The organism is Pedobacter sp. A2324 (assembly GCF_059693705.1).
On record NZ_JCASSK010000007.1, the window covers coordinates 168,853 to 194,636 of the forward strand.

Here is a 25,784-nt window from a genome sequence, read left to right on the forward strand (position 1 = left end):
TAGGGGAAAATTGTATAAATTGTTTTATTAATTAACTTGCATATGTAAATACAAAGAGGAGGAATGTCCCTGCTTTATCGCAGACGTGCCGGTTACCTGGGATAAAACGAAAGCTTTAAAAGCCGGGTTAAGTGGGTTGGCTTGTGGCTATAAATTACTGAATTACAATATTTATCATATACAATTATTGCAAGATGTCACTCAAATTCAATGCTCAAAGGAACGATCGGCTCAAACATTTCTCTTCATCAAAAAATTAAAAACTAGCTTCATGAATCGCAGGACATTAATCTTGTTTATTTTATTTACCTCTGTATCACTTTATGTCTCAGGCAGAGCGTGGATAGTGCCCGGACATAAAGTCACTACCCTATTTCCTTTTGTGCTCGTCTCGCCAGACGATAGATTACGTTTTGAATTAAACAGTAATCAAACCGGCGAACTTATCTATTCCTTTTCTGCCAATGCTAAATTAATTATTTCAGATTCCAGGCTTGGATTAAATGGATCGCAAAGGGCCGTACTCAATGGCTCCTCACGTCGTTCGAACAATAGTGTCTGGAAACCCGTGTGGGGAAAAAGGTCAAGGGTTACCGATATATATAATGAAATCAAAATAGACCTGTCTACCTATGTCATCATCATTAGGGCATACAATGATGGAATCGCATTCAGGTATGAAATTCCTCTAGGAAAACCAGTAAAGGATCTGACTGAATTTAAATTCACTGGTAATTATACGGCGTGGTATTATAACGGTGAGCGTGCGAACATTGGGCCCGAGAAATTAATGGATTGCGATGGTAAGCGCTTTCCTGTGATGACAATTAAAGTTGACAATGATAATTATGTGGCGATTCATGAAGCCAATTTATCATGGGGTGAACCACTGGTATTGCAGTCGCGAAAGCATGAGACATTGTTTGACATAGCCTCTAAACCCAGTGATTCGTGGAAGGTTATAATGTACGGAGCTAAGCCGGGAGCGCTGGTGGATTCCCATATACTGGAATTACTCAATCCACCGCCAGCAAAATCTATGGATTTTAACTGGGTAAAGCCCGGTGTCTCGGTATGGGACTGGAGGATTGCCGGAGCGCAGGTCGACGGGTTTAAATATGATATGTCGCTTGTTTCATGGAAGAAAATGGTTGACTTCGCCGCAAAAAACAATATCAGATATTTAAGTCTGGATGCAGACTGGTATGGACCTGAATTTGGCCAGCAGTCAGATCCGCTTAAGGGCGGGAAAGTGGCTGAGGTTCATGAAATTATAAAATATGGAAAAACTAAGGGAGTTGGGATCTGGCTTTATCTGAATGATGTCGGCGGACGCAGGTTCCCGATAGCGCAAACCCTCAAACAGTATGGTGACTGGGGCGCTGCAGGTATAAAATATGGCTTTATGTCTGGTAGTGCGGAGGAAAAAAATGAACGTACAAGAATGATTACCGAATTGTGTGCAAAGAACCGGCTTATGTGTAATTTTCATGATGGCCCTGTTCATCCATATGGCCAGATGCGCACTTTCCCCAATGCGCTGACACGTGAATATTGTCAGGCTCAACTTGACGCAGGTACCCCTTTGCAACCTGGCACTTTTGTTACTTCAGTTTTTGTAAATATGCTTGCAGGACCACTTGATATGAACAATGGGCTCGCCGATCTTTTGCAAACCGGAAGAACGCATGGAGCTGCTTATCCAACCAATACCACGCTTGCTGGTGAGGCAGCCAGAACGCTGATTACCTTCTCTGGTGCAACCGTAATACCTGACATACCTGAAAATTATCAAAAGCACCCGGAACTGCTCCGCTATATATCTTCTGAAAAAATGCCATGGCTGGAGAGCAAAACACTTAGCGGCGAGATAGGCGAATTCATCGTGATGGCCAGACAAGCGAATGATGGAAATTGGCTGATTGGTGCCGCCACAAATGAAAAAGCCCGGGATTTGGAAATTCCACTGGATTTTTTGAAAAAAGGTAAATATAAGGCAATCATTATCCAGGATGGGGATGATTCGGACTATAGAAAACCTGTTGAAAGCTACACAGTAATGGAAAAACAGGTTGGGCGAAATGATATGCTATACGTTAGGCTAGCACATGGTGGGGGTGCATGTATACTTTTGATGAAATAGCAGATTGTATTACAATTTTAAATACTTAAGCAGGCCAAATCAATTCGGTTACATTTGATAGCAAGATCACAAACAATTCGATTTTAAGAGTGTTAATGCAAAAGATAATCTAGAAAACAATCGTTAAGTTTTGAGTTTAGAACATACATCTGATCTTCCGATATCTGGAAATGATCCTGCAAATATTAATCTGTTAAAGTCCGCACTGGACTCATCAATTTCCGGAATTATCATCACTGACAATACCCAGTTTGATAACCCTATCATTTATTGTAACAAGGCTTTTGAAAAACTTTCAGGATACTTAAGAGAAGAAGTGATTGGCAGAAATTGTCGCTTCCTTCAAGGAAGCGAACGAGCTCAGCAGGCAAGGGAAGATATCAGGAACGCAATTAAAACCGGTGAATCTATTACTGTAGAACTGCGAAACTACCGAAAAGGTGGGGAACTGTTCTGGAATGAACTTTACATCTCGCCTATTAAGGGTAGTGATGGGCAGGTTACTCATTTTATTGGTGTTCAGAATGATATAACCAGAAGAAAAAATGCCGAAGAGAATTTGGTACACGAACGAGAGCAGGTAGAACTGAGAATCGAAAAAAGAACCCGCGAATTAAATGAGAACAGGGAATACCTGGATAGCATCATTCAAACCATTCGTCAGGGGCTTGTGGTATTAGATCCTGAGTATAAAGTAATATCGGCAAATGATTTTTTCTATAAAACTTTCAAGGTAGAAAAGAGAGATACCATCGGACGATCATTATACGAACTCGGAAATGGACAGTGGAATATTAAACAGCTCCGTATACTTCTGGAACAGATACTTCCCAGTAATAATCCGGTGCTCGATTTCGAAGTTGATCATGAATTTCCACACATCGGAAGAAAGCTGATGCTGTTGAATGCACATAGAATTGAGCTTGAGGGATCGTTTAAGGACAGAATCCTGATTGCAATAGAAGATATTACCGAAATTCGCGCCTCAGAAAACAGGAAAGACGATTTTCTTTCGGTGTCCAGTCATGAACTGAAGACTCCGTTAACCACGATAAAAGGATACAACCAAACCATTTTACGGTTATTGCCAGATAACATCAATCCTAAAATACCAATAATGGTAACAAAATCGGGAAAACAAATCGACCGCTTGCAGAACATTATCACCAGTTTACTGGAAATGTCGAGAATACAATCCGGTAAGTTGGTATTGGATGCAGATGCAATCGACATGAACGTATTAATTAAGGAAATGCTTGAGGAGGTGCAGGAAGCGCACCCCGAGCACGCATTTAAGTTTGAAGGGCATATTAATGATAGCATCCGTGGTGATGAATCCCAAATTGTTCAGGTAATACAGAATTTGTTGACCAATGCCATTAAATATTCTCCGGAGGCTAAAGAAATCAAGGTTATTCTTTCCGGGGTAGCTAATTATGTCAAAGTTTCCATAACCGACTACGGGTTTGGGATTAGTCAGGAGGATCAGAAAATGATATTTGAACGATTTTTCAGGGTTTCAAACGTTCAGAAGCATTTTCCCGGCATGGGTATAGGCCTGTACATTTGTGCCCAGATCATTAAGCAGCATGGCGGAACATTGTGGGTAGATAGTGAGCCGGGCAAAGGCTCAACCTTTAGTTTCACTTTACCAAAAAACGGAGAGGGAGCTAGTCATGAGTAAGAAACTCCTTATTTGCGATGATGATATTGATATCATTGAAATGCTGGAAATCGTTCTGGATGATAGCGGCTTTGAAATCATCACAGAAACAAACAGTAAAAAAGTATTGGAGCTAATTTATCACACCCAGCCCCATTTGGTATTAGTAGATTTGTGGATGCCAGTGATTTCAGGGGATCAGGTAATAAGGCTTATGCGGGAAGATGAAATGCTGTCATCAATACCAGTAGTGATGATGTCAGCCGCCCAGGATGGTAAGGAAGTTGCCTCAAGGGTGGGGGCAAACGCGTACATCCCAAAACCTTTCGATATCAATAAACTCCTTCAAATAGTCAATGAATTTATGAATTAAATCAGTATTAACCCGAAAGTAATAGTATGGAAGGTTTCATTCAACCAGGTATGTATCTTAATTCTAACTATTGTGAGGCTGGCTCAGTATGAGTATGGGCGAAAGCACAAGCTCCAAACAGAAATGTTAGTGAAATTAGAACACCAACATTTCTGTTATAACTAAAGCGGCAAAGTAAAGCTGGCCATTGTTCCTTTACCAGCATTATTAGCCTCTATCCGAATCTCACCACCATGATGGGCAACAATCTCTGAACATAGAAATAAACCTATTCCGCTGCCGGATGCAATCTTGCTCGTATTTTCCACTCTGTAAAACTTTTCGAAAACTCTTGTATGTTCATTTTCGGATATGCCAATGCCATTATCTATCACCGAGAATTTAATATTTGTATCGTTACCGGAGATTTGAATATGAATTTTAGATTCGCCTGGTGAATACTTAATCGCGTTATTGATCAGGTTTGTCATTACCTGTGCAATTCGGTATCTGTCAGCTATAACATGTAAACTATCTGTTTTGATATCCAGGCTGATTTGAAAATCCTCATTGGTAAGATTTGCATTGGCAATGACCTCCAGTGTCAGTTCTTCGAAATTGATGGTCTCTTTATTAAGCACCATGCCTGACTGCTGGTGCAGTCGTTCAGCCGTCATTTCCTCCATCAGTCTCTCCACCTTACCACTTGCAGTAATTGCCCTTTCCGCAATAAGCAGATGTTTTGAGTCACCGATTTTGGTTATAAATTTCTGCAGTAGCTGTAAATATCCTTTGACAACCGACAAGGGTGACTTAAGCTCGTGGGTGGTGATATTTAAAAGTTCATCCCGCAAAACTTCCACTCCTTTCTTTTCAGAGATGTCAATCGTACTGCCGATTATGCGAACTGGGTTTAATCTCTCGAAAATAACCGTTCCTCTTACCCGCAACCAATGAATTTTATTGCCGGTGTGTCTAAACCGTGCTTCGAAATCATAGGTAGGTGTCTCCGGGTTCATAGCCTCCTTCAATGCTTTCTCTCTTCTCCGGCGATCTTCAGGTAACATCGCGTTGACAATCGTTTGCTCCGTAATGACTTCATCAGCAGACAAACCTAAGTTGATTCGGTTTTGATATGTACATTCAATAATATTAGTTTCCAGATCGAGCTCCCAAAAGCCAAGTTTAACCTGGGCAAGGGCTATAGCCAGATCTTCCTCAGAAATCCTGGCAGAATTAAAAAAATCTTTTGGCAAATGTTTTAGCTATTTATTTTAGCAAAGTTAAGGATTGATTCATAACTTTCAAATATAAGCGATCCTTGAAATCTCAAATCAGTTGAAACATTCAGTTAAATAAGTGGTTAAATCACTGTCAGGTCGATAAGGTCAAATAATATATCAGAAACTTTACACATACAATAAAATCCGGTTACCAATGGAAGATACGCTATCAGCTGAGCTCAAATATTCACTCAACTTAATACCCGGTTGTCTTATGGTAATCAGGGTTTAGGAATAGTCAAAGGGGAAGAAGAGCAGCTCTTCCAGCGCTATTTCAGAAGCAAAAGCCAGCGCATTTACACGATAGCTGATTCGTATCAAAAAACCAGTTCATTTTAGTTATTGCCCTAATCGATACTTCCACCAGCAGCATTAGCAAATCAGCGTGATTTGCGCGAGTGCTCCCTTATCGACTGGATAAACTGGAACGGTGGCTTTCCATACTCCTTCTTGAACGCTCTGGAGAAGTTGGAGGTGCTCTGCAGACCCACGCGGTCTGCGACCTCTGACATGGAAACGTCCTCATGGGTCATAATGTAGATGGCCTTTTTCAGCCGGACAGTCCTTATGAATTCCCCCACCGACTGGTTTGATACATTCTTGATCTTTTGGTACAGTTTGGTTCTGCTGATAAACAGGTGGTTACACAGGAACTCCACATCCAGGTCGGGGAGTTCGATATGCTTTTCGATGACTTCCAGGAGTTTCTGCAGAAAGGCCTTGTCTTTTTCTGAATGGACCAGTTCGGTGGCTTCGACCAGGTAATTCTCTGCATATCTCTCCTTTAACCTCTGTCCCTGAAGGAAAATATTGTGTATAGTCAGCAAAAGCAGCTCGGTACTCAAGGGCTTGGCGAAATAGAAATCAGCACCTGATTCCATGCCCTTGATCTTGGAATCCAGTGCATCTTTGGCCGACAGGATGATAAAGGGGATATGGCTGGTCTCAAAAGTTTCCTTGATTAGTTTGCAGAATTCCACACCATCCATTCCTGGCATCATGACATCACTGATGATTAGGTCGGGTGCATGGGCAGTGGCAATCTCCATTCCCGAGTTTCCGTCGCCGGCTTCATAAATCCGGTATTTTTCTGACAGTTGCGCGCTCAAGAAATCACGCAACTCAACGTTGTCCTCAACTATAAGTATGCTTTTCGTAGTTTTTGGATGCTGAGGTGCCACTTCCCGGAGGTCATTGTGCGGTGGCATTAAAATGCTATTATCGACTGGTTCCAGTTTGGCATCGATGGCCTGTTGGGCCGGCAGTCTTTCATCCTTTATGTAATCTTCCCGACCCATGGGTATCCCTATGATGATCTGGGTACCCATGTTCCTTTCGCTGTAGACGTATATGTCCCCCTTATGCAACTGGGTTAGGCTCTTGACCAGCGCGAGGCCTATCCCAGATCCCAGGTGGTCTTTGCTGATGCGGTAGTAGCGGTCGAATATCCGTGTAATGGTATCGCTGGAAATGCCAACCCCGGTATCGGTGATGCCAAAATAAAGGTACGTCCGTGCCCTGTACTGCTCATTCAGTAATTTGAATTCAGTAGAGAACAAAGGCCGAAAGTTTTCCATGTCTGTAAATACCTCAAATCTAACGCTGCCTCCATCATTGGTGTACTTAAATGAATTGTTCAATAGGTTAAACAAAATCTTCTCTAGTATCTGGATGTCGAAATAACCAGTCAAGGACGAGGAATGCGAAGCAAGGGCATGGCTTTCAGTATGAAACGCAATATTCTTGCCCTTTGCCAACCCTTCGAATTCACTTGCAAGATTAGCAAAAAAATCCCCTACCAAAACCGGCTGCACCTGAAGTAGAATGAGCTGGTCGGTGACTTTCTTGAAGTTCATGAGTTCGCTGACAAGGTTCAAAAGTCGTTTGGCATTTCTGTACATCAGCTGATAGGCGCTGTCGAATGCCGGGCTTTCATTTTTCTTGATCAGTTTTTCCAGTGGGCCGAGTATCAATGTCAGCGGCGTGCGGAACTCATGGGAAATGTTGGTAAAAAACATTAGCTGCTGCTGGGAAAGTTCTTCCCTTTGCTTGTGCATTTCCTCTCTTCTTCGCGCGTTGACTTCCCTCACGGCGATTTCTCCCTTCAGGCGGTACCATCGGGCCTGAAGAAAGTAGATGCCTGCCAGTCCACTGATCACGATAATGAAATACAGGGTTTTTGCCAGGTCGGACTTGTACCAGGGGGGAGTGATGATGATCTCTGTCTCAGCCGTATGGCTGCTCCAGATGCCATCGTTATTTGTAGCCTGTACAAGGAAACGGTAGCTTTTGAAACCAAGGTTGCTGTAAGATGCACTTGGATTACTGCCATCGGTAAATTGCCAGTCTTTGTCGAATCCCTCTAGCTTGTAGCGGTATTTGCATTTAGCCGGGTTGGCATAGTGCATCGAAGAGAAATAGATCACAAAATTATTCTGGAGGTAGGTGATTTCCAGTGACCGGGAATAGCCAAGCGCATTGCTCACTGCCTGTGCGGAAGAACCCCCGGGGCCATAGAGGGGTTTCTGGTTATTGATCACTATATCGGTCAGCATGGGCCTGGCTGAAATCTCATTGGGCCGGATGTCCTTCGCACTGAAATAATTCAGGCCGTTTATGCCGCCAAAGTATAAGCGGCCGTTGCTATCCTTGTAAGACGCACCGACTTTAAAGCTATTTCCCTGCAATCCGTCATTCTTATCGTAGCGGATGAGTTTTTCCGTTTTCGTGTTAAAATAGGCCAGTCCGTTGCCACCCATCCATATATTTCCCCGCTCGTCAATTTCCAGGCTCTCTACGTCGTTGAACACCCCATAGCTTGCGCCGTAATGCTTGATGACGTAGCCATTAGTGCGGTGGTCAAGCGTCAACTTGTTCAGTCCGCCACCTATAGTCCCTATCCAGTAGGTGCTGTCGTTCTGCTTGCCAATAGGATAGGTATAGTCAGAGCTCAGTGAGCCCGGATCACTGCCGCCCCTGTACCCGAAGCTTTTGGTAATGTTGCCCTGTCCATCGATACTGAATCTTTTAAGCCCGCTGGTGCTTGAAACAAATATTTGGGGCCTGTCGCTATCTGGAAATATAAAGTAGCCTTCCCCGTAGTACTTTACACCATAGCTGCCGTCTGCTTTCCGAAAGATCACGCCGAAGCTATCAGTATGGTTCCCGAACCAGATGTTGCCGTAGTAGTCCTTGACCAATGTTTCGATGACATAACGGGGGAATTTATCAGAACCTGGAGGTATGTATAGCGCTTTCCTTCCGGGCCTGAGGATGTCAATGCCCGATTCGCTTCCGATCCATAGGTTGCGGTCATTATCAAGAGTCATGGCGGTAACCGTTTCGTTCTTCAACCTTGCCGGGCCGTCTTTGGAAGTGTAAACGGTAAATTTTTTAGCATTCATGTCATACCGGTTAAGCCCGCCCGCGGTGGTGCCTATCCAAAGCTGGTCACCATCCGACAGGATCGAACGTACCTGGTTGCCAGATAATGAATTTTTAAGTTCGGGGTCGTGCTGAAGGGTATAGAATAACTTCTGGTTCAGGTCACAATACTGTACTCCACCTCCAAAAGTTGCCACCCATAAGCATCCAGAACGGTCGATCAATATCCTGGAAAGTCTGTTGGCCTTTAGGCTGTGCTGATGGCTCTTTGCATTTATAGTGTCTACTGCCTTTAGTTCGTAATCGAGCCTAAAGAGGTTCCTGCCATCATTTGCCCAGTACTCGCCCTTAACCGACTGTACGATCTCCCTCAGCTCACCTGCACCAGTAATGTTATGGTCCTTTGCCAGGGCCATGATTTGGCCGGTTTTACCGGTGGCCAACATTAACCTGGTGCCGTTGGCGAGAAATAAGTTTTGGTGTCTATCCAGAAAAACCAGGCGGAGCGGCTCGTCGTCCCTAAGTCCCAGGATATGCACTTTTCTGAGCTTCAGTTTCGGTGTCAACATCCATAGTCCCCGGTCAGTTGCCAGATACAACGATCCATCGGCCGAAAGGGCCATGTCTGTGCACGTGGTGCCGGCGGGGAGGTCAAACTTTTTTTCTTCCAATTGCTTTCCCATGATCTGGTATACCTTGAAGTATGATCCCAGGATTCCATAGATGTAATTGCCCTGGGGCTTGATGATCTTAGTGAAACGAAGTGGACTACTGGAGTTTCCTGCAGTCAGGTCGGTATATCTCTCGAGCCTGGGATCGAACCGCTGCAGGCCATCCTCTGTGCCCAGCCAGATTACGCCCTGGCGATCCGGGTAAAGGCAACTGATCCGGTTCTTGAACGCATTTTTTAGCGGGAGGTTGCTATTGTAGTACTTTTTAATGGCATAGCCGTCGTACCTGTTCAGTCCGAAATAGGTTGCTATCCAGATGTAGCCTTTGCCGTCCTGGGCCAGGTCGTTTGCATCGGTATGCGACAGGCCATTGTCAACGGTCAGATAGTTGAACTTAAATGGATAAGACTGCCCGTGTGCCTCATGGCAGGTATAAACTGAAAAAATTTTCAGTGTGATTAAAAAAAGGAGTTTTCTGAGTGTCAAACGAGCATCTGGTTGGTGGTGTAAGGTTTCCCCAATTTCCCGTGTAATGGAATATTAGTTTCCCGATACCAAAATAAATAGTCTGTTATAAAGTTACAAGCCTGTAAAGGTAAATGTCGGCTTATTTAACGGGATATGTGTCCATTGCCTGGATTTTATGTACATCGGGTCAAAAAACATGTATGATTTGGTAAACGCCATATCCGATTATACAGGGTTATTTGTGATGATGAAAACAATGTACTCAAGTTCGGACATTCCTGGCTGTTCATGTTTTAATAAACCTTTTAGTAGTACCTTATTTATAAACCAGCATCCATCAGTGAAGATTATCCAGAAATTTATCGTTGTGCTTATTTTTGCCTCCTGTTGCCTAAAGGCAAACAGTGTTCGCTCGCAATCCAATAGTTTTTTATCCAGCGCAGATACGGCTGCTGTTCCAGGGGAAATTGAGGATCCGCAAAATATAGGCATCAATAAGGAAAGGGCCCACGCTACCTCTATGCCCTATGGTTCCCTTGCCGAGGCACTGGTTGCCAAAAGGCATGCTTCTACCTTTAGACGTAGCATGAATGGCATGTGGAAGTTCAGCTGGGCAAGCTGGCCTCAAAAGCGACAGGTTGACTTTTATAAGCCAGGCTATGATGTTTCCAGGTGGAAAACCATAAAGGTGCCTTCCAATATGGAGGTAGAAGGTTACGGGACGCCCATTTATACCAACTACAATTATCCCTTCAAGAAGGATTTTCCCAGGATTATGACCGCACCCAATCAAAAGTTCACCGCCTTTGGCGAAAGAAATCCGGTAGGTAGTTACCGAAGGGACTTTGTGGTTCCCGGGAATTGGAGCGGCCGCCGCGTATTTATCACCTTCGATGGCGTTGATGCCGGTTTTTTCATTTGGGTAAATGGCAAAAAGGTAGGATATAGTGTAAATAGCAGGAATGCGGCGGAATTTGACCTGACTAAATATATTAAGCCCGGTAAAAATGTGCTTGCAGTTGAAGTATATAGGCTTACATCGGGAAGTTATCTGGAAGACCAGGACATGTGGCGAATGAGTGGCATCTTCAGAAACGTCACCCTATGGAGTGCGCCCCAGCAACATATTCGTGACTATTTCATCAAAACCGATCTGGACAATCAATACAAAAATGCGGTAGTTAGCGTTACTGCCAGGATAAAGAATTACGGGACAACTGCCATTAGTGCCAGGACCATTTTGGCCACTTTGTATGATGGCACGAAGGCAATCGCCGGGTCAAAGGCCAATGGAATCGTACCTGCCTTAAAACCTGGCGAGGAAATAGACGTGGAACTGAAGTTCAGCGCGAACAATCCGCAAAAATGGACAGCTGAAACTCCCAGGTTGTATACCACGGTCATCACATTGAAGCAAGGCAACGCCCCGGTTGAAATCCTGTCATCTAAAATTGGCTTCCGTGAAATTGAGATCAAGGGACGACTGTTCATGGTCAATGGCGTGCCCATTAAGCTAAAGGGAGTCAACCGTCACGAGAACTGGCCAGATAACGGCCATGCCGTTACAGAGGCTCAGATGATAAAGGACATCTTGCTGATTAAGCAGGCTAACTGCAACCATGTGCGAACGAGTCATTACTCAGATGATCCCAGGTGGTACGAACTGTGCGATGAGTACGGACTTTACCTGGTGGCTGAGGCAAACGTGGAATGCCATGGAGCAGTGAATGAGTTTAACGAAGATCCGCGTATCAAGGCAGCGATCATCGACCGCAACGTTGCCAATACGGAAAATTTCAAGAACCATGCCTCGGTTCTGATCTGGTCGCTAGGCAATGAGAATGGAACGGGTGGAACAAATTTCAGAGCCGCGCTCAGTGCGGTGAGGGCCATTGATCCTACCAGGCCTACACACTATGAGGGATTTGGCATCGGGGAAAAAAATCCCGCGGACATCGACAGCCAGATGTACACCGATGTGTACAGCCTGGAAAAGAGGGCAACTGAGGGTACGCTGAGCAAGCCGTTTTATCTCTGCGAATATGCTCACGCCATGTTCAATTCCATGGGTTCGGTAGACATTTACAATGAGCTCTTCGATAAATATCCTGCTCTGTTAGGCGGAGCGATCTGGGAATGGCAAGATCAGGGAGTTTACAACAAGCGCAATCCCCAGCATCAGGTAACCGCCTTTGGAGGAGGGTTTGGCGATTATCCAAATGACCGTTACTATATACACAAAGGCGTAGTATTCTCCGACCGCTCGCCTAAGCCCCATTATCCGGAGCTCAAACATGCCTATCAATGGATCAGCATCACGGGAGTTGACCTCAGCAACGGGATCATAGCCATCAAAAACCGTTACCAGGTGACCAATATCAGTTCACTGACATGCAAGTGGGAATTGAGCGAAAATGGAAAGGCCATTGCGACAGGCAATCTTTCCACCGGATCCATCAGGCCGGGAGAAACAAGGGAGGTGAAGGTTCCATTCAAGGTGGATCCAAAACCAGGTGCCGAATACTTCCTGCGGATATCTTTCCAACTTAGCGAAGATAAGAACTGGGCAAGTAATGGGTACGTAGTTGCAGCACAGCAGTTTGAGCTTCCGGTAACGACCAGGGCGGAAGAAGAACAGGCCACTGGCGACCTTTCCCTTACCGAATCGGAGAAGCTACTGGTTATCACCGGTAGCGATTTCAGTTTAGCGTTCGACAAGGATAAAGGCACTTTTGCCAAAATCGAGAAAAAGGGCTTGAACATGCTTCGCCAAGACGGCGGACCAATGCTCCACCTGTGGCGCGCCCCGCATCAGATCGATGACATGTGGGCGAATCCCGACTGGGAAAAAAATGGATTGAGATCGATTAAATGGACTGTTGACAGCCTAAGTTGGTCAAAGGTCGCTCCGGGCGAGGTGAAGGTAAACGTGAAATTGACGGGGAAGGGCGGCAATGATTTTACTGTCCATCACCATGTAATCTATTCCATCTACGGGACGGGGGTAGTAAATGTTGCCAATAAGGTGGATTTCAGCAATCCCAAACTCATACTTGCACGGATCGGGGTCCGTTTTTTCCTGACCCAGGACCTTGACGAGGTTGACTACCTGGGCAGAGGGCCGATGGAAAACTATGCCGATAGGAAGAGCGGCTCGGACATCGGCCACTATTTCAGTAAGGTAAACAAGCAGATGACGCCATATGAAAAACCAATGGAAAGTGGAAACCATGAGGACGTAAGATGGGCAAACCTGACTTCGGCAAAAGGGAGAGGGTTGAGCGTGAAAAAACTGGATGGAAGCCTGCAGGTGGGAGCCCTTCCATACAGTGACGAAGAGCTTGAGAAAGTGGAGTACCAGATCGACCTTCCCAAGAGTAATGGTACGGTGCTCTGCATTAGTCACAAGACACTAGGTGTGGGATCGTTTGGTTGTGGCCCCAGGCCCCTTGAGCAGTTCATGGTGTATGCCAAGCCCACATCGTTCAGCTATCAGTTAAGGCTGACGAGCACAAAATAATTCCCGACGTCATCAGTGGCACATCATAAGGACAGCATTAGATTTGGCATTAAGCCCGGGGAGACTAAGTCATTTTACGTGAAGCTTGGAGATGCCCCACTCGCGAATACTTTTATTAGCGCTTCTGCCTATTTTTAGGATAAGATATCATATGCTAATGTTGTCCAAAGAAAGGATGTGCAGCTGCTTTTCGAGAATAAGGATCATTCCTATTTCGACTTTCATCATTTAAGGAAAGCGGACTCAGGTCTATGACATCTTCATCTTTGGTGGCAGCAATATATTTTATTTTGAAACCTGAAATTTGGCGGTTTATCCAAATATTTTAAAACCCAGGTATTGCTAATGATCTTAGCGAAGTTACGGCAGAAACATAAATTTCGCTGCTTTCTGAAATCTTGTAAAGGGTAGTTGAAAGTTTGTCTTTGGCACGAAGATGCTCAATAAAAATTCCAGTATCCGCTACCATTGCTGGGCCTTTAAGTTTTCAAAAGCTATTTTACTTTCTTCAAAAACCTTAAGATCGGCATCAGACCAAACTGAGACATCCGCTAACTTTATTCTAAAATCTGATACATTAGCTTGTTTTTCTGGCTGTATAACAACGCCAAGCTCTTTGAGAATCTGTTTTACAAGTGAGCTTTTTGTTTCGGGAATATTGATAGTCAATCTTTCCATATTCAAATTTAGAAATATTTCTATACAATAAGTATGCAAATTATTTTGTGTGTGTTCGGGGCGTTTCCTGATGTAGATAAGTTATTGAGTTAACTGCACCGAACGGAAGTTCAGGTATTTATCATTAAATGATAAACAACTTTTATCAGGGCCATATCATCAAGTACAATACTGGCTGGAAGGTGGTTTTTCAGAATTACAATCATGATTATTGTGGAGGCGACCTGCAACCCCTCACTGATATCATAACAGAGCACGACCCAATTGAACGAAAGAGGGTAAATATAAAGAAATAGGTAGCCATGCTCCGTTACATGGGTAGCGCATGGGAATCAGCAGCTCAAATCTTGAAATTAGCCAGGTTCGATCGGCCGATGAATATAGTGAAGTCAGTAATGCATTGGTGATTTACCCGAATGTTTGTAACTTAGGATGGGGCAGATATCTTGCGAACATAGAATCCCCTGATACACTTCTTGGGGGATTGAAATCAGGCCTAACAAGTAACTGCCCATGACCGGCCAGTCTAAAAATTTTCCAAAAGGGAAAACATCCACACAAGTTTTCCGGCGAAAAGTATGTTCAACACGCTGTAACTTCTTTATAAAAAAAGTGGTTTAGGCTGTTTATTTGATTAACTTCGGGCATTAAATTACGCTTATGAAAACACCATTCTTATCCCTCTCGATTTTATTTCTAGCTTTTGCCCATCAGGCATCCAGCCAGCAAAAATTCAATAAAGAGCAGTTGCTTTATGCCTCTTCCGAGCGTGCGGATATATCTATCGGGAATGATTGGTACAAGAATCGCTGGCGGATATCCCCTCAGGTCGAACGTGATAGCATGCGCATCATGATCTACGGAAAAAATGAGCAGTTTGCTTTTAGAACCGATAAGGACAGCATTAGATTTGGCATTAAGCCCGGGGAGACTAAGTCATTTTACGTGAAGCTTGGAGATGCCCCACCCGCGCATACTTTTATCACCGCTTCTGCTTATCGTTGGGACAAGATATCATATGCTAATTTTGTCCAAAGAAAAGATGTGCAGCTGCTTTTCGAGAATAAGGATCATTCCTATTTCGATTCCCTTAGGTTTTCCTATCCAATCGCAAGCCTTATCGACGAAAAAAAGAGCGATACTGAAAACGTTATTTCCATCCTCAACTGGACGCACCACCAGTGGAAGCACGACGGTGGGAATAGCCCAAAGGGTGGCGATGGCATCTCCATCCTGAATGAGGCAAAGGCAGGTGGACGATTTCCTTGTTTTGCCTACGCCATCGTGCTTCGGGATCAGCTTACCGCATACGGATTTCCATCAAGGGTACTCTACCTTAAAACCAAGGATGCTGAACACAGAAAAAGCTCTCCTGGCCACGTGGCCACAGAGGTATACTTGAAAGATCTGAAGAAATGGGTATTCATCGACGGACAGTTTAATGTAATGCCAATGCTTAATGGCAAACCTTTAAATGCCGTCGAATTTCAACAGGCACTTAGCCAACATTACGATCAGGTAGAAATCTCCAGCCGTGATCAGGTTTCTAAACGGGGTTACACCGAATTTGTTTATGACTACCTTTATTATCTCGATACCGCCCTTGATAACCGCATTTCCGCCAAGAAAACAATTGAAGGAAAACGTTCCATCATGCTTGTACCTCAAGGCGCTCCAGAACTGAAAAACATAGAATTTTGGAATTCGTTAGTGGATTACTGTATCTATACCAACAATATCAATGATTTCTATCCCAAAATGAACTAAGGTATGTGTTACAGAGCCACCCAAAAAATTAAAATAATCAGGTAATAATTATTTATAACAATTGTTAATTCACCAGCTATTACAAAGCACCCATTTCACCAAGAATATTATTCGAAATTTCAATACGAGCATTATTGAAATCAGGATTCTTTTCTTTTGTTTGAATGCAATTTGAAAAATAAAAAACATTGTTTTTAGTAGTTACATAACCAACATACCACCCAATAAATTTACCATCTTGCTTTCCGGAGCCAGTTTTGGCACGCAAAACGTACTTTGGGTTATTATCAACAATCATAATATCTTTTAAGATATCCATTGACGATTTAGAAAAAGGTAGTTTGCCACTTTGCAACTTTCTCAAAAATTCGATCTGTTGATTTGGTGTTACCCGGAGACTACCTGTTAACCAGAAAGCATCAATACCACCACTAATATCCTGGTTACCATAATGCGCCCGTTCTATTGATTCTTTCATTCTTTTTTCTCCGACTCTTCTTGCCATCTCCTGATAGAACCAGACAGTTGAATTTTTAAAAGCATGTCTCATATCGGTGTCATGGTTCCAGGCCGGATTTTGACGTTCTTTACCATCCCATTTGATGATCGCATTTTCATCACTGATAACTTTGCTATCAAGTGAGATTAACGTATTACAAATTTTAAAGGTCGATGCAGGAGTAAAGAATTGAGAAATTTGTTCCTTGTTATAGTAAGTGTATTCATCTTTATTTTGGTTATAAATCACAAAAGAGCCCTGTACATTATATTTAACATAAAATTTCTTAAAATCGTCCCTAATCACTTCATTTGGCAGATTATTAAAGGAACTTGTCGCTATCAAGATTAATAAAAGTACAAAGATTGGTACAGGCTTCTGTTTCAAATTTAGTATCATAGGGAACATAGTTAAATAGTAAAATCTAAAGTACAAATTTTAGTTTATACTCCTGGCTGAGTTTCCGCATCTAATGGAGGTGATGGTAAATAACGTTTCAGAAGATTTTCTGCGTTTCGATAATGGTAGCCTGATGGCAGACTCTCATTTGCGAGATCATGCGAATCCGTTGCAAGGTGTTACTGACCATAGGATGATTAAATAATTCCTAATCAACTAACCAAAGTACATGATCATTAATTTTTTTAATATTATACTTCAATTTTACCTCTACTGGCAAATCATGTGTATAAATCATGTTTAGGGTTTCAGCATTCATAAATGAATAGCTAATCACCGATGAATCTATTCTGGAAAAGTTCCCTACAGTGAAAGTATATGTAAGCATTAATTTATCCATTTTGGTTTTATTTCCTTTACTAATCGTTTGCACAGTGGTAAAAATTTCCGTGCGACTAATAATGGTAGCTTTAGCTAAACCTTTTTTTCCAATGCCCTGATACAACATTCCGAAGAAAGAAATATTAAAAGCAAAAAATAAAATCAATATTCCTGCTGCCAAAAAACCTGCTATTCGCAATATACTATTCCAATCCATCGCCCAAAAAGAGCTTACTTTTTTTGCCATACTTCCTTGATTAAAATTCTTAATACAATCAACAAAACAACTAATTATTTGTGTGGTATTTTAGGTTATCAAACAACCTCATAATTAACCTTTCATCATCAGTTATTACTTCGGCAGTCCCCTTGGTATCTGCGCTGAACGAAAGAGTCGTACCGTAGTTTGTTCTAAAATGGTCAGGAAAATCTAAAAATAGCAAATAGGTTTCAATATCTGCTTTTTCTGTTTTAACATTACTGGTTACCAATGATATAGATCTAACTTTTCCTCTAATTGAACCATATTCGGTGTACGGAAAGTTATCAAGTTTCACAATTACTTCCTGACCGACTTTCACTTTGCCGCTGCCTTGTGTTGGTAAAATGAATGGTTTAAATATGAGCAACTGCGCGGATCGAGAAATAGGTGTAGCCATTGGCAGAAATATACTAGTAATTCCAATTAGAAAGGGTATGAACCCTTATGGCTTTATCGGTTCCCGGATTATGGCTTTTACATCATTGATGGCAGATCATATCTCATTATTTCTAATTAGTTTTGGATCATGAACTGGATCACCCGAGAAAGACCAAAGATTGACAGAATAGCCTGCCCCTGGCTGATCAGGAATTTTATTGATCCTGATGCCGTTTTTTATTACGTGCCTTTCGATACGGTTATAGAGAAAGCCGGTGAATTAAACGCTACCCCGTTTGACGTACTGGGAGTGGAGCTGACACATAAAAACGGTCTTTGTACTTTTGATGTTCTGCTTCACAAATATAAGCTGGATGATCCTGCTTTGCAGGTCATGGCGCCCATCGTAAGGGGAGCAGATACCGATCAGCATGGTCTTGCAAGTCAGGCTTCCGGACTATGGGCAATTGCCGCGGGCATGGCATATAATATCAAGGATGACCAGGAATTGCTAAAAGCAGGCATGATCATTTATGATGCATTGTACACATGGGCCAAACACCTTCAGGATGTGAGGCACACCGAAAGCCCAGTGGAGCAACTTCTGGTGGATGTCTATCAAAAATTTTTAAAGCAGGGCAAGGGTAGCAAGATTCCCGCGTGGGCTAAAGAATTGAAAACCATTATACAGGATCAGATCGATACCAACCTGGCATTGACCCTGACCGGAATCTCCAGTGAGCTCAACATAAACCCGGCCTACGTATCAAGGGAATTTTCCAAATATTTTGATAATCTTTCCTTCGGTGAATACATCCGTAAAATACGAATTGAGAAAGCTATTAAGTACATCCAGACCTCAGATTATGCCTTATCTGAGATCGCCTATCTGACCGGATTTTCTGACCAGAGCCACTTTACACGTATTTTCAAGCTGGAAACCGGACGTACTCCTTCAGAATTTAAGAAAAACAGGAGCAAAAGGTAAGTTACATACCAAGAGTAAATCCTGTTCTATTTTAGCACCGGAGAATCCCATAATCTTGTGGTATGCAAACACAAGTAAACAAAATTCTTATCTGTTTAGTCCTGATTATGATAAACGCTTGCATCAGTTCAGGGCAAACAACGCAAACCTATCCCAAATTGGCCGGCTATATCGGGATCGTGCATCCTATCGTCACATTTAGTTCGCAAGGCACGCACAGCAACTTTAAAGATAGCTATACGGTAGGTATGCCCATTGGAATCAATATCTGGAAAAGTGCCAAAATCGGTTTCTCCACTGAAATTGTCCCAACAATAAAGGCCACAAATAGTAGCAGCAAAGTCAGTAATGTGCTTTTTCATCCGGGTATACTCGTGGCTCTGGGCAGTGGCTTTACTTTTGCAGGACGCGCCGCTTTTGAAACTTCAGGGCGTTATGGGCTAACCCCGGTTATTAATAAAACGGTGAAGAAGAATAAAGGCAGCAGCTATTTTGTCGCTATTCCGCTTCCGGTAAGATTTGGCAATGATCAGCCTTCATCTTTTGGTATTGGTTTTCAATTTGGCATTGCTTTTTAGTTTATGGAAAAATTACCTGCGCGATACCTCCTAATCGATCTGATCCTGTATTATCTAAAATTGGGTACATGGGGTTTTGGCGGTCCGGTTGCCCTTGTCGGATACATGTACAGTGATCTTGTTGAAAGCAAAAAATGGCTTACCGAAGAAGAATATAAGGAAGGTTTGGCACTGGCGCAACTTGCACCTGGTCCGCTTGCGGCACAACTCGGCATATATATCGGCTTTGTGCATTATCGCTTTTTGGGCGCAACACTGGTCGGATTCGCTTTTGTGCTGCCATCTTTTGTAATGGTTGTTCTGCTCGGGATGGCCTATAAACTTTATAGCGGACTATCCTGGATGCAGGCCGTTTTTTACGGGGTAAGTGCTGCGGTGATCGGTATCATTGCCATCAGCGCATACAAGCTGACGATAAAATCCGTTAGCAGGATAAATCTAAATGCAATACTTTCCAAGTGGTTGCTCTGGCTTTTTTATCTGATCGGCGTTGTCGCTACTGTGATTACCCAAAAAGAGGATATTCTGCTCTTTGCAGGATGTGGTGTCATCTATATGCTGGTCAAAGCACCTCCCAAGTGGATCAAAAAACCATCTGCATTGCCGGTATTGATCTTGACGGGTACAGGTATCTGGCAGTATGAAGGTAAAACTTTACAGGAACTCGGCTGGTTCTTCTTAAAAGCTGGTGCTTTGGTCTTTGGCAGTGGACTTGCTATCGTGCCTTTTTTGCACAGCGGTGCGGTAGATCAATATCACTGGTTGAATGAACAGGGGTTTGTCGATGCGGTAGCGGTAGCCATGATTACACCAGGCCCTGTTGTGATTACGGTTGCATTTATCGGCTATCTGGTGGCAGGCTTTCCGGGTGCATGTGTAGCAGCGTTTGCTACCTTTCTTCCTTGTTACCTGTTCACGGTGGCTTTAGCCCCGTCCTTTAAAAAGATCGCCAGGAACGCGAGCATTAAAGAGTTTGTGAATGGGATAACGGCAGTGGTAGTCGGCGCTTTGGTCGGTGCGGTGATCATTATTGCCAGTAGGGCAATTGTCGATATTCCAACTGTAATGATAGCTGTGGTTGCCGCCATAATATTAATCTTCAGCAAGAAAATCAAAGAACCGCATATCATATTGCTGGCTGCCATAACCGGCTTAATGATCAAGGGCCTCTGATTAATGAACCTGCACTTACCCGTTGGTGGTTTATCCAAATTTTTGTAGATTAGGGTTATGTGTTACAGAGCCACCCAAAAAAGCAAAACCTACATTCTTGTCGGGAAAGGAATTACCCTAATTGATTTTGATGATATGTAAGTGCAGCGAATGGCATAAGTCCCTGGTAAAGTTGTTGTTTTCGCTAACCTAACTCACAACACTCAAGTTTAATCCATAAGGAAGTTCTCAGGTATTTTTGTTCGTCTATACTATTTCCTAACCAGGAATTTCCTTTGTAAAAATGATTGAGTCGCGTTTGGAGTCTTGTCGTTTCCCATTTCAATTCGTCTAACGTTGATACCTTCGGCATGTATCTGATTACAAACATTAAATAACCTTTCCTTACATCAATGAGAATTTCAGAGGTATATTCATCGCGGTTTAACTGAGCCCTGGTCAGCATTTTTGATACCAGGCTTACATAAATTAAAGAAATAATTTTATATCTGTGAGGGTTTACTTTACATATGATTCTAATATTACTATTACCCTTGTTTAAGAATTCATAAAATCTGATCAGATTAGTTACCTGTTTGATTTCCAGTTCTAATAACACCACATTTTTATTGTGAATAAGGCTAGCATATCTGGTCATCGCATGAAAACTTTCTACCGCCTCTGCAAGTTCTTCATTTGATTCATCCTGCTCAACTTTGAAAAATTTAAGCGCGGCATAAATCAGGCTAAAATTCATATCCCTTCGAAGTCTTGTTTTCGCATCATCAGTAATTTTTTTCCTGAGCGCTCTATTTTCTGCCATTAACATTTCATCTGCCGTTTCCAACTCACGATTTTGATTCAGTCCTTGTTGCCATAGTTCGTGCTGCTGTTCTTGTTGCCGAATCCGGTCCTTCAGCATATCACATTCAACCTGCAGTTTCCCGATTTCGTTACTTAATTCCCCATTTTCAATACCTTCCTGCGCGGTATAGTAATCACTAATCATGTAAAAGAACGCAGTAGCCATTAATATATGAAATAAGCCTGCTAAAATCATATATCCTAAAGAAATGCTGCCGGGGGTGCCTGCTTTATATGCCCAGTTCGCCCCGGTGGTGTAAACTATTACCGAAAAGAATCCGAAATAAGACAACAGTTCAACCGTAACCATCAATAAACCTAAAATCAACGCCTCATCTCTGTTGCGTTTTATACAGCTCATTGTGGTCAGAAAGTGGTGATAGAAGAGCAGAATATTCGGAATGAGCAAGAGGTAGTAGGTGATGGACGGCTCCATGGAAAATACATAGCCACTTAGCCGATGAAAGCCAAAAATGATTAATAATAATAACGCCTGAGGCCCATATCGCTTTACAGCCATATCCGCAGGTGATTCCGGGTCTGGTGAATGTTGTTTGCTCATGATGAAGAAAGTTAATTAAACCGCCATCATGAAAATGAACAACAACAATAGGTAAGGCTAATATAAATATTCAGGGAATTTAAAACAACAATTTATTGGGGCGGATATCTTGCCAACATAGAATTCCTCTGGTACTCGCATTTCCGCCAAGAAAACAATTGAAGGAAAGCGCTCCATCATGCTTGTACCTCAAAGCGCTCCCGAACTGGAAAACCTATTTTAAAGCACCCATTTCACCAAGAATAATATTCGAAATTTCAATACGAGCATTATTGAAATCAGGATTCTTTTCTGTTGTTTGAATGCAATTTGAAAAATAAAAAACATTGTCTTTAGTAGTTACATAACCAACATACCACCCAATATAATTACCATCTTGCTTTCCAGATCCAGTTTTGGCACGCAAAACGTAGTTTGGGTTATTATCAACAACCATAATATCTTTTAAGATATCCATTGACGATTTAGAAAAAGGTAGTTTGCCACTTTGCAACTTTCTCAAAAAATCGATCTGTTGATTTGGTGTTACCCGGAGACTACCTGTTAACCAGAAAGCATCAATACCTCCGCTAATATCCTTGTTACCATAATGCGCCCGTTCTATTGATTCTTTCATTCTTGTTTCTCCGACTCTTCTTGCCATCTCCTGATAGAACCAGACAGTTGAATTTTTAAAAGCCTGTCTCATATTGGTGTCATGGTTCCAGGCCGGATTTTGACGTTCTTTACCATCCCATTTGATGATTGCATTTTCATCACTGATAACTTTGCTATCAAGTGAGATTAAAGTATTACAAATTTTAAAGGTCGATGCAGGAGTAAAGAATTGAGAAATTTGTTCCTTATTATAATAAGTGTATTCATCTTTATTTTGGTTATAAATCACAAAAGACCCCTGTACATTATATTTATCATAAAATTTCTTAAAATCGTCCCTAATTACCTCATTTGGCAGATTATTAAAGGAACTTGTTGCTATCAGAATTAATAGAAGTACAAAGATTGCTACAGGCTTTTGTTTCAAATTTAGTATCATAGGGAACATAGATAAATAGTAAAATCTAAAGTACAAATTTTAGTTTATGCTTAATGTAGTTACTTCACTTACAAGTATGGAAAAAAACACAATCTGGTATTGCTGGTTCACAAAATTGGCGATATGATCATGCATTGTGATTGGTAGAATTGTTTTTGGATATAGTTGTTGTTTGAATAATCGCAAAGGGGGGGGGACATTAAGTAAATTTTAAAAAACATTTTCTTTAATAAATTAAATCGTAATATTGCAATATATAATTATGGGACTTACCAGAACAGAAATTTTCAGCACCGAACAAAACCAACTGGCTACTTTATTTAAAGCATTAGCCCACCCTGCCCGTATTGCTATTTTGCAAAGGATCCTTAGTTCTAATACATGCATTTGTGGTGATCTGGTAGATGAACTTGGTCTTGCCCAGGCAACAATTTCACAGCATCTAAAAGAACTCAAAAATGCTGAAATCATCCAGGGTACAATTGAAGGAGTGAGTGTTTGTTACTGTATTAATCCGGTAACGTGGAAATCAATAGAAACTCAAATGAGTGCATTTCTAGGTGCTTATAAACAAGAGGCTAGCTGCTGTTAGCTTTTTTTAATCAAATCAATCGTTAAATTGCAATATTAAAATATCGTTATGAAACTATCAGAAATTAAAGAAATCCTGGCTAAAAAAGAAAGTGTTAATTTTCAGTTAGAGAATGGTCAGGTTGTGCCTGAACACTTTCATATTACAGAAGTGGGCGTGATCACTAAAGACTTTATAGACTGCGGTGGTACTGTGCGTCATGAAAAAGTCGCAAATTTCCAGCTTTGGGATGCCAATGATTTTGAGCACCGTTTAAAAGCAGGGAAATTATTGAACATCATTTCCCTATCAGAGCGGGTAATTGGCATGGAAGACCTTGATATAGAAGTAGAATACCAATCTGAGACCATTGGAAAATATGACCTTGCGTTTGATGGGGATAACTTTATTTTAATCTCTAAAACGACTGCTTGCCTGGCAATTGACAAATGCGGCATTCCGGAAAAGAAAGAAAAACTTGAAATGGTAAACCTAACAGGTGCTGCAAATGCATGCACTCCAGGTGGTGGCTGTTGCTAAATAAATGATCATGGGGATTAGGATTTTAGTTTCTTCGGTCAAACTTTAATTTAAAGAAAATTGAAAAACATATTAGTCCTGTGTACAGGAAATAGCTGCAGAAGCCAGCTTGCTGAAGGTTACCTGCGTCATTATGCAGAAGGTAAAGCCAATATTTATAGTGCAGGAATAGAAACCCATGGCGTAAATCCAAAAGCGGTTCAGGTAATGGCAGAAGACCACATTGATATTTCATCTCATACTTCCAATCATGTGGATGATTACCTGTCTATTCCTTTTGATGCAGTGATTACCGTGTGTGACAATGCAAATCAGGCTTGTCCCTATTTTCCCGGAAAGGTAGAGCGCTTTCACCAGAACTTTCCGGATCCTGCAAAAGCAAAAGGAACGCCAGAAGAAATCATGGACGAATTCAGAAGGGTTAGAAACCTGATTAAAGTTTATTCTGCTGATTTTATAAGCAAATATATTACGGGGTAATTATATGAGTGCAAATAATTGTGCCCCGGTGTCCGAAAGAAAAAAGCTTGGTTTCCTTGACCGGTATCTGACATTATGGATATTTATCTCCATGGTTCTTGGAGTGAGCATTGGTTATTTTGTGCCTTCATCATCTGATTTTATCAATTCCTTTTCCAGCGGCACCACCAACATTCCTTTAGCTACCGGACTGATTCTGATGATGTACCCTCCGCTTGTAAAGGTGAATTATGAAAAAATGGGTGAAGTATTCAAAGACATTAAAGTATTAAGCGTCTCGCTGGTACTAAACTGGGTAGTTGGGCCATTGTTGATGTTTTTCCTAGCCATCATCTTTTTAAAGGATTATCCTGAATATATGGTTGGACTAATTCTGATTGGACTTGCCAGGTGTATTGCCATGGTAGTGGTCTGGAATGAACTTGCCGAAGGAAACAGGGAATATGCAGCAGGACTAATTGCCTTGAACAGCATTTTCCAGGTCTTGCTATACAGTGTATTTGCCTATATTTTTATTACGGTACTGCCCCCTTATTTTGGATTAAAAGGATTAGAAATAAACATTACAATTGGCGAGATCGCCAAAAGTGTTGCGATTTATTTAGGTCTGCCTTTTGCGCTTGGAATTCTATCAAGATATGCAATAATTAGTCTAAAGGGAAAAGAATGGTTTAATGATGTTTTTGTACCCATGATTTCGCCCATTACCCTTATTTCTTTACTTTTCACTATTGTCATCATGTTCAGTTTAAAAGGAGAATTAATCGTTCACATACCCATAGATGTGGTTAGAATTGCTATTCCATTGGTCATTTACTTTTCCATCATGTTTGTCATGAGCTTCTTTGCAGGACGTTATTTTGGCGCAGACTATTCCAAGAGTGCTTCTATTGCATTTACCGCAACTGGAAATAATTTTGAATTGGCGATTGCAGTAGCTATTGGCGTTTTTGGAATTAATTCAGGTCAGGCATTTGCCGGAGTGATCGGCCCTTTGGTGGAAGTTCCGGCATTAATTGCCCTGGTGAATCTTGCTTTTTACTTCCGAAAGAAATATTATCCTTCCAAAACCATAGAAACAATACAATAATTAAAAATGCGCTTTTTCCGGATGTACATGCCAACCTTTCAGCTTTTAAGGCTATGCTGGAAGATCTGTACTAGC

At 42.0% G+C, this 25,784-nt stretch carries 21 protein-coding genes; 13 read left to right on the forward strand and 8 right to left on the reverse strand.

Annotated elements, in window-relative coordinates:
- Positions 1-271: 271 nt before the first annotated feature.
- From AC570I_RS19905 to AC570I_RS19915, 3 genes are all read left to right on the forward strand, one after another.
- Positions 272-2,143, forward strand: a complete 1,872-nt coding sequence (locus tag AC570I_RS19905) for a glycoside hydrolase family 97 protein (protein WP_497406894.1) — start codon at positions 272-274, stop codon at positions 2,141-2,143.
- 130 nt (positions 2,144-2,273) lie between these two features.
- Positions 2,274-3,827 (forward strand): sensor histidine kinase, encoded by a 1,554-nt coding sequence (locus AC570I_RS19910; RefSeq protein ID WP_497406895.1) that lies wholly within the window; start codon positions 2,274-2,276, stop codon positions 3,825-3,827.
- Positions 3,820-4,179, forward strand: a complete 360-nt coding sequence (locus tag AC570I_RS19915; RefSeq protein ID WP_497406896.1) for a response regulator — start codon at positions 3,820-3,822, stop codon at positions 4,177-4,179. The genes AC570I_RS19910 and AC570I_RS19915 overlap by 8 nt, the downstream gene beginning before the upstream one ends.
- A gap of 161 nt (positions 4,180-4,340) precedes the next feature.
- On the opposite strand, the gene AC570I_RS19920 is transcribed toward AC570I_RS19915, so the two are convergent.
- Both AC570I_RS19920 and AC570I_RS19925 read right to left on the reverse strand, forming a co-directional pair.
- Positions 4,341-5,414, reverse strand: coding sequence for a PAS domain-containing sensor histidine kinase (locus tag AC570I_RS19920; protein ID WP_497406897.1), 1,074 nt, complete (start codon positions 5,412-5,414; stop codon positions 4,341-4,343).
- Positions 5,415-5,821: 407 nt separating this feature from the next.
- Positions 5,822-9,982 (reverse strand): hybrid sensor histidine kinase/response regulator, encoded by a 4,161-nt coding sequence (locus AC570I_RS19925; RefSeq protein ID WP_497406898.1) that lies wholly within the window; start codon positions 9,980-9,982, stop codon positions 5,822-5,824.
- Between the two features lie 322 nt (positions 9,983-10,304).
- On the opposite strand from AC570I_RS19925, the gene AC570I_RS19930 reads away from it, so the two are divergent.
- Positions 10,305-13,484, forward strand: a complete 3,180-nt coding sequence (locus AC570I_RS19930; RefSeq protein WP_497406899.1) for a glycoside hydrolase family 2 TIM barrel-domain containing protein — start codon at positions 10,305-10,307, stop codon at positions 13,482-13,484.
- 462 nt (positions 13,485-13,946) lie between these two features.
- On the opposite strand, the gene AC570I_RS19935 is transcribed toward AC570I_RS19930, so the two are convergent.
- Positions 13,947-14,162: a hypothetical protein gene (locus AC570I_RS19935; protein ID WP_497406900.1), complete on the reverse strand. Its 216-nt coding sequence runs from the start codon at positions 14,160-14,162 to the stop codon at positions 13,947-13,949.
- Between the two features lie 128 nt (positions 14,163-14,290).
- Between AC570I_RS19935 and AC570I_RS19940 the strand changes: the two genes are divergently transcribed.
- On the forward strand, positions 14,291-14,458 hold the full coding sequence (locus tag AC570I_RS19940; protein WP_497406901.1) for a hypothetical protein: 168 nt from the start codon (positions 14,291-14,293) through the stop codon (positions 14,456-14,458).
- A 364-nt stretch (positions 14,459-14,822) separates the two neighbouring features.
- Positions 14,823-15,929, forward strand: coding sequence for a transglutaminase domain-containing protein (locus tag AC570I_RS19945; RefSeq protein WP_497406902.1), 1,107 nt, complete (start codon positions 14,823-14,825; stop codon positions 15,927-15,929).
- Between the two features lie 79 nt (positions 15,930-16,008).
- Here AC570I_RS19945 and blaOXA (AC570I_RS19950) read toward each other — a convergent pair whose 3' ends face one another.
- From blaOXA (AC570I_RS19950) to AC570I_RS19960, 3 genes are all read right to left on the reverse strand, one after another.
- A complete protein-coding gene (gene blaOXA, locus AC570I_RS19950) occupies positions 16,009-16,815 on the reverse strand; it encodes a class D beta-lactamase (RefSeq protein WP_497406903.1) in 807 nt (268 codons plus the stop codon).
- A gap of 220 nt (positions 16,816-17,035) precedes the next feature.
- Positions 17,036-17,455, reverse strand: coding sequence for a hypothetical protein (locus tag AC570I_RS19955; RefSeq protein WP_497406904.1), 420 nt, complete (start codon positions 17,453-17,455; stop codon positions 17,036-17,038).
- Between the two features lie 40 nt (positions 17,456-17,495).
- A complete protein-coding gene (locus AC570I_RS19960) occupies positions 17,496-17,867 on the reverse strand; it encodes a hypothetical protein (protein WP_497406905.1) in 372 nt (123 codons plus the stop codon).
- 129 nt (positions 17,868-17,996) lie between these two features.
- On the opposite strand from AC570I_RS19960, the gene AC570I_RS19965 reads away from it, so the two are divergent.
- The 3 genes from AC570I_RS19965 to AC570I_RS19975 all read left to right on the forward strand — a co-directional run bounded on the left by AC570I_RS19965 (position 17,997) and on the right by AC570I_RS19975 (position 20,587).
- Complete coding sequence (locus AC570I_RS19965) at positions 17,997-18,836, forward strand: chromate resistance protein ChrB domain-containing protein (protein ID WP_497406906.1); 840 nt, start codon at positions 17,997-17,999, stop codon at positions 18,834-18,836.
- 62 nt (positions 18,837-18,898) lie between these two features.
- The gene (locus AC570I_RS19970; RefSeq protein ID WP_497406907.1) at positions 18,899-19,414 is read left to right on the forward strand and encodes a hypothetical protein; all 516 of its coding nucleotides are present in this window, start codon (positions 18,899-18,901) and stop codon (positions 19,412-19,414) included.
- Between the two features lie 3 nt (positions 19,415-19,417).
- A complete protein-coding gene (locus AC570I_RS19975; protein ID WP_497406908.1) occupies positions 19,418-20,587 on the forward strand; it encodes a chromate transporter in 1,170 nt (389 codons plus the stop codon).
- A 184-nt stretch (positions 20,588-20,771) separates the two neighbouring features.
- Here the strand turns inward: AC570I_RS19975 and AC570I_RS19980 are convergent, their stop codons facing one another.
- Positions 20,772-21,992 carry a hypothetical protein gene (locus AC570I_RS19980; RefSeq protein WP_497406909.1) on the reverse strand — a complete coding sequence of 407 codons (1,221 nt, stop codon included), beginning with the start codon at positions 21,990-21,992 and terminating at the stop codon, positions 20,772-20,774.
- 214 nt (positions 21,993-22,206) lie between these two features.
- The gene (blaOXA, locus tag AC570I_RS19985; RefSeq protein WP_497406910.1) at positions 22,207-23,016 is read right to left on the reverse strand and encodes a class D beta-lactamase; all 810 of its coding nucleotides are present in this window, start codon (positions 23,014-23,016) and stop codon (positions 22,207-22,209) included.
- 274 nt (positions 23,017-23,290) lie between these two features.
- Between blaOXA (AC570I_RS19985) and AC570I_RS19990 the strand changes: the two genes are divergently transcribed.
- From AC570I_RS19990 to arsB, 4 genes are read left to right on the forward strand one after another with little or no spacing between them, the layout of a single operon-like run.
- Positions 23,291-23,620, forward strand: coding sequence for an ArsR/SmtB family transcription factor (locus AC570I_RS19990; RefSeq protein WP_047801009.1), 330 nt, complete (start codon positions 23,291-23,293; stop codon positions 23,618-23,620).
- Between the two features lie 48 nt (positions 23,621-23,668).
- A complete protein-coding gene (locus tag AC570I_RS19995; RefSeq protein ID WP_047801010.1) occupies positions 23,669-24,139 on the forward strand; it encodes a DUF6428 family protein in 471 nt (156 codons plus the stop codon).
- A gap of 60 nt (positions 24,140-24,199) precedes the next feature.
- Positions 24,200-24,619 (forward strand): arsenate reductase ArsC, encoded by a 420-nt coding sequence (locus AC570I_RS20000; protein WP_047801011.1) that lies wholly within the window; start codon positions 24,200-24,202, stop codon positions 24,617-24,619.
- Positions 24,620-24,623: 4 nt separating this feature from the next.
- Positions 24,624-25,709 (forward strand): ACR3 family arsenite efflux transporter, encoded by a 1,086-nt coding sequence (gene arsB, locus AC570I_RS20005; protein WP_047801012.1) that lies wholly within the window; start codon positions 24,624-24,626, stop codon positions 25,707-25,709.
- Positions 25,710-25,784 lie beyond the last annotated feature (75 nt).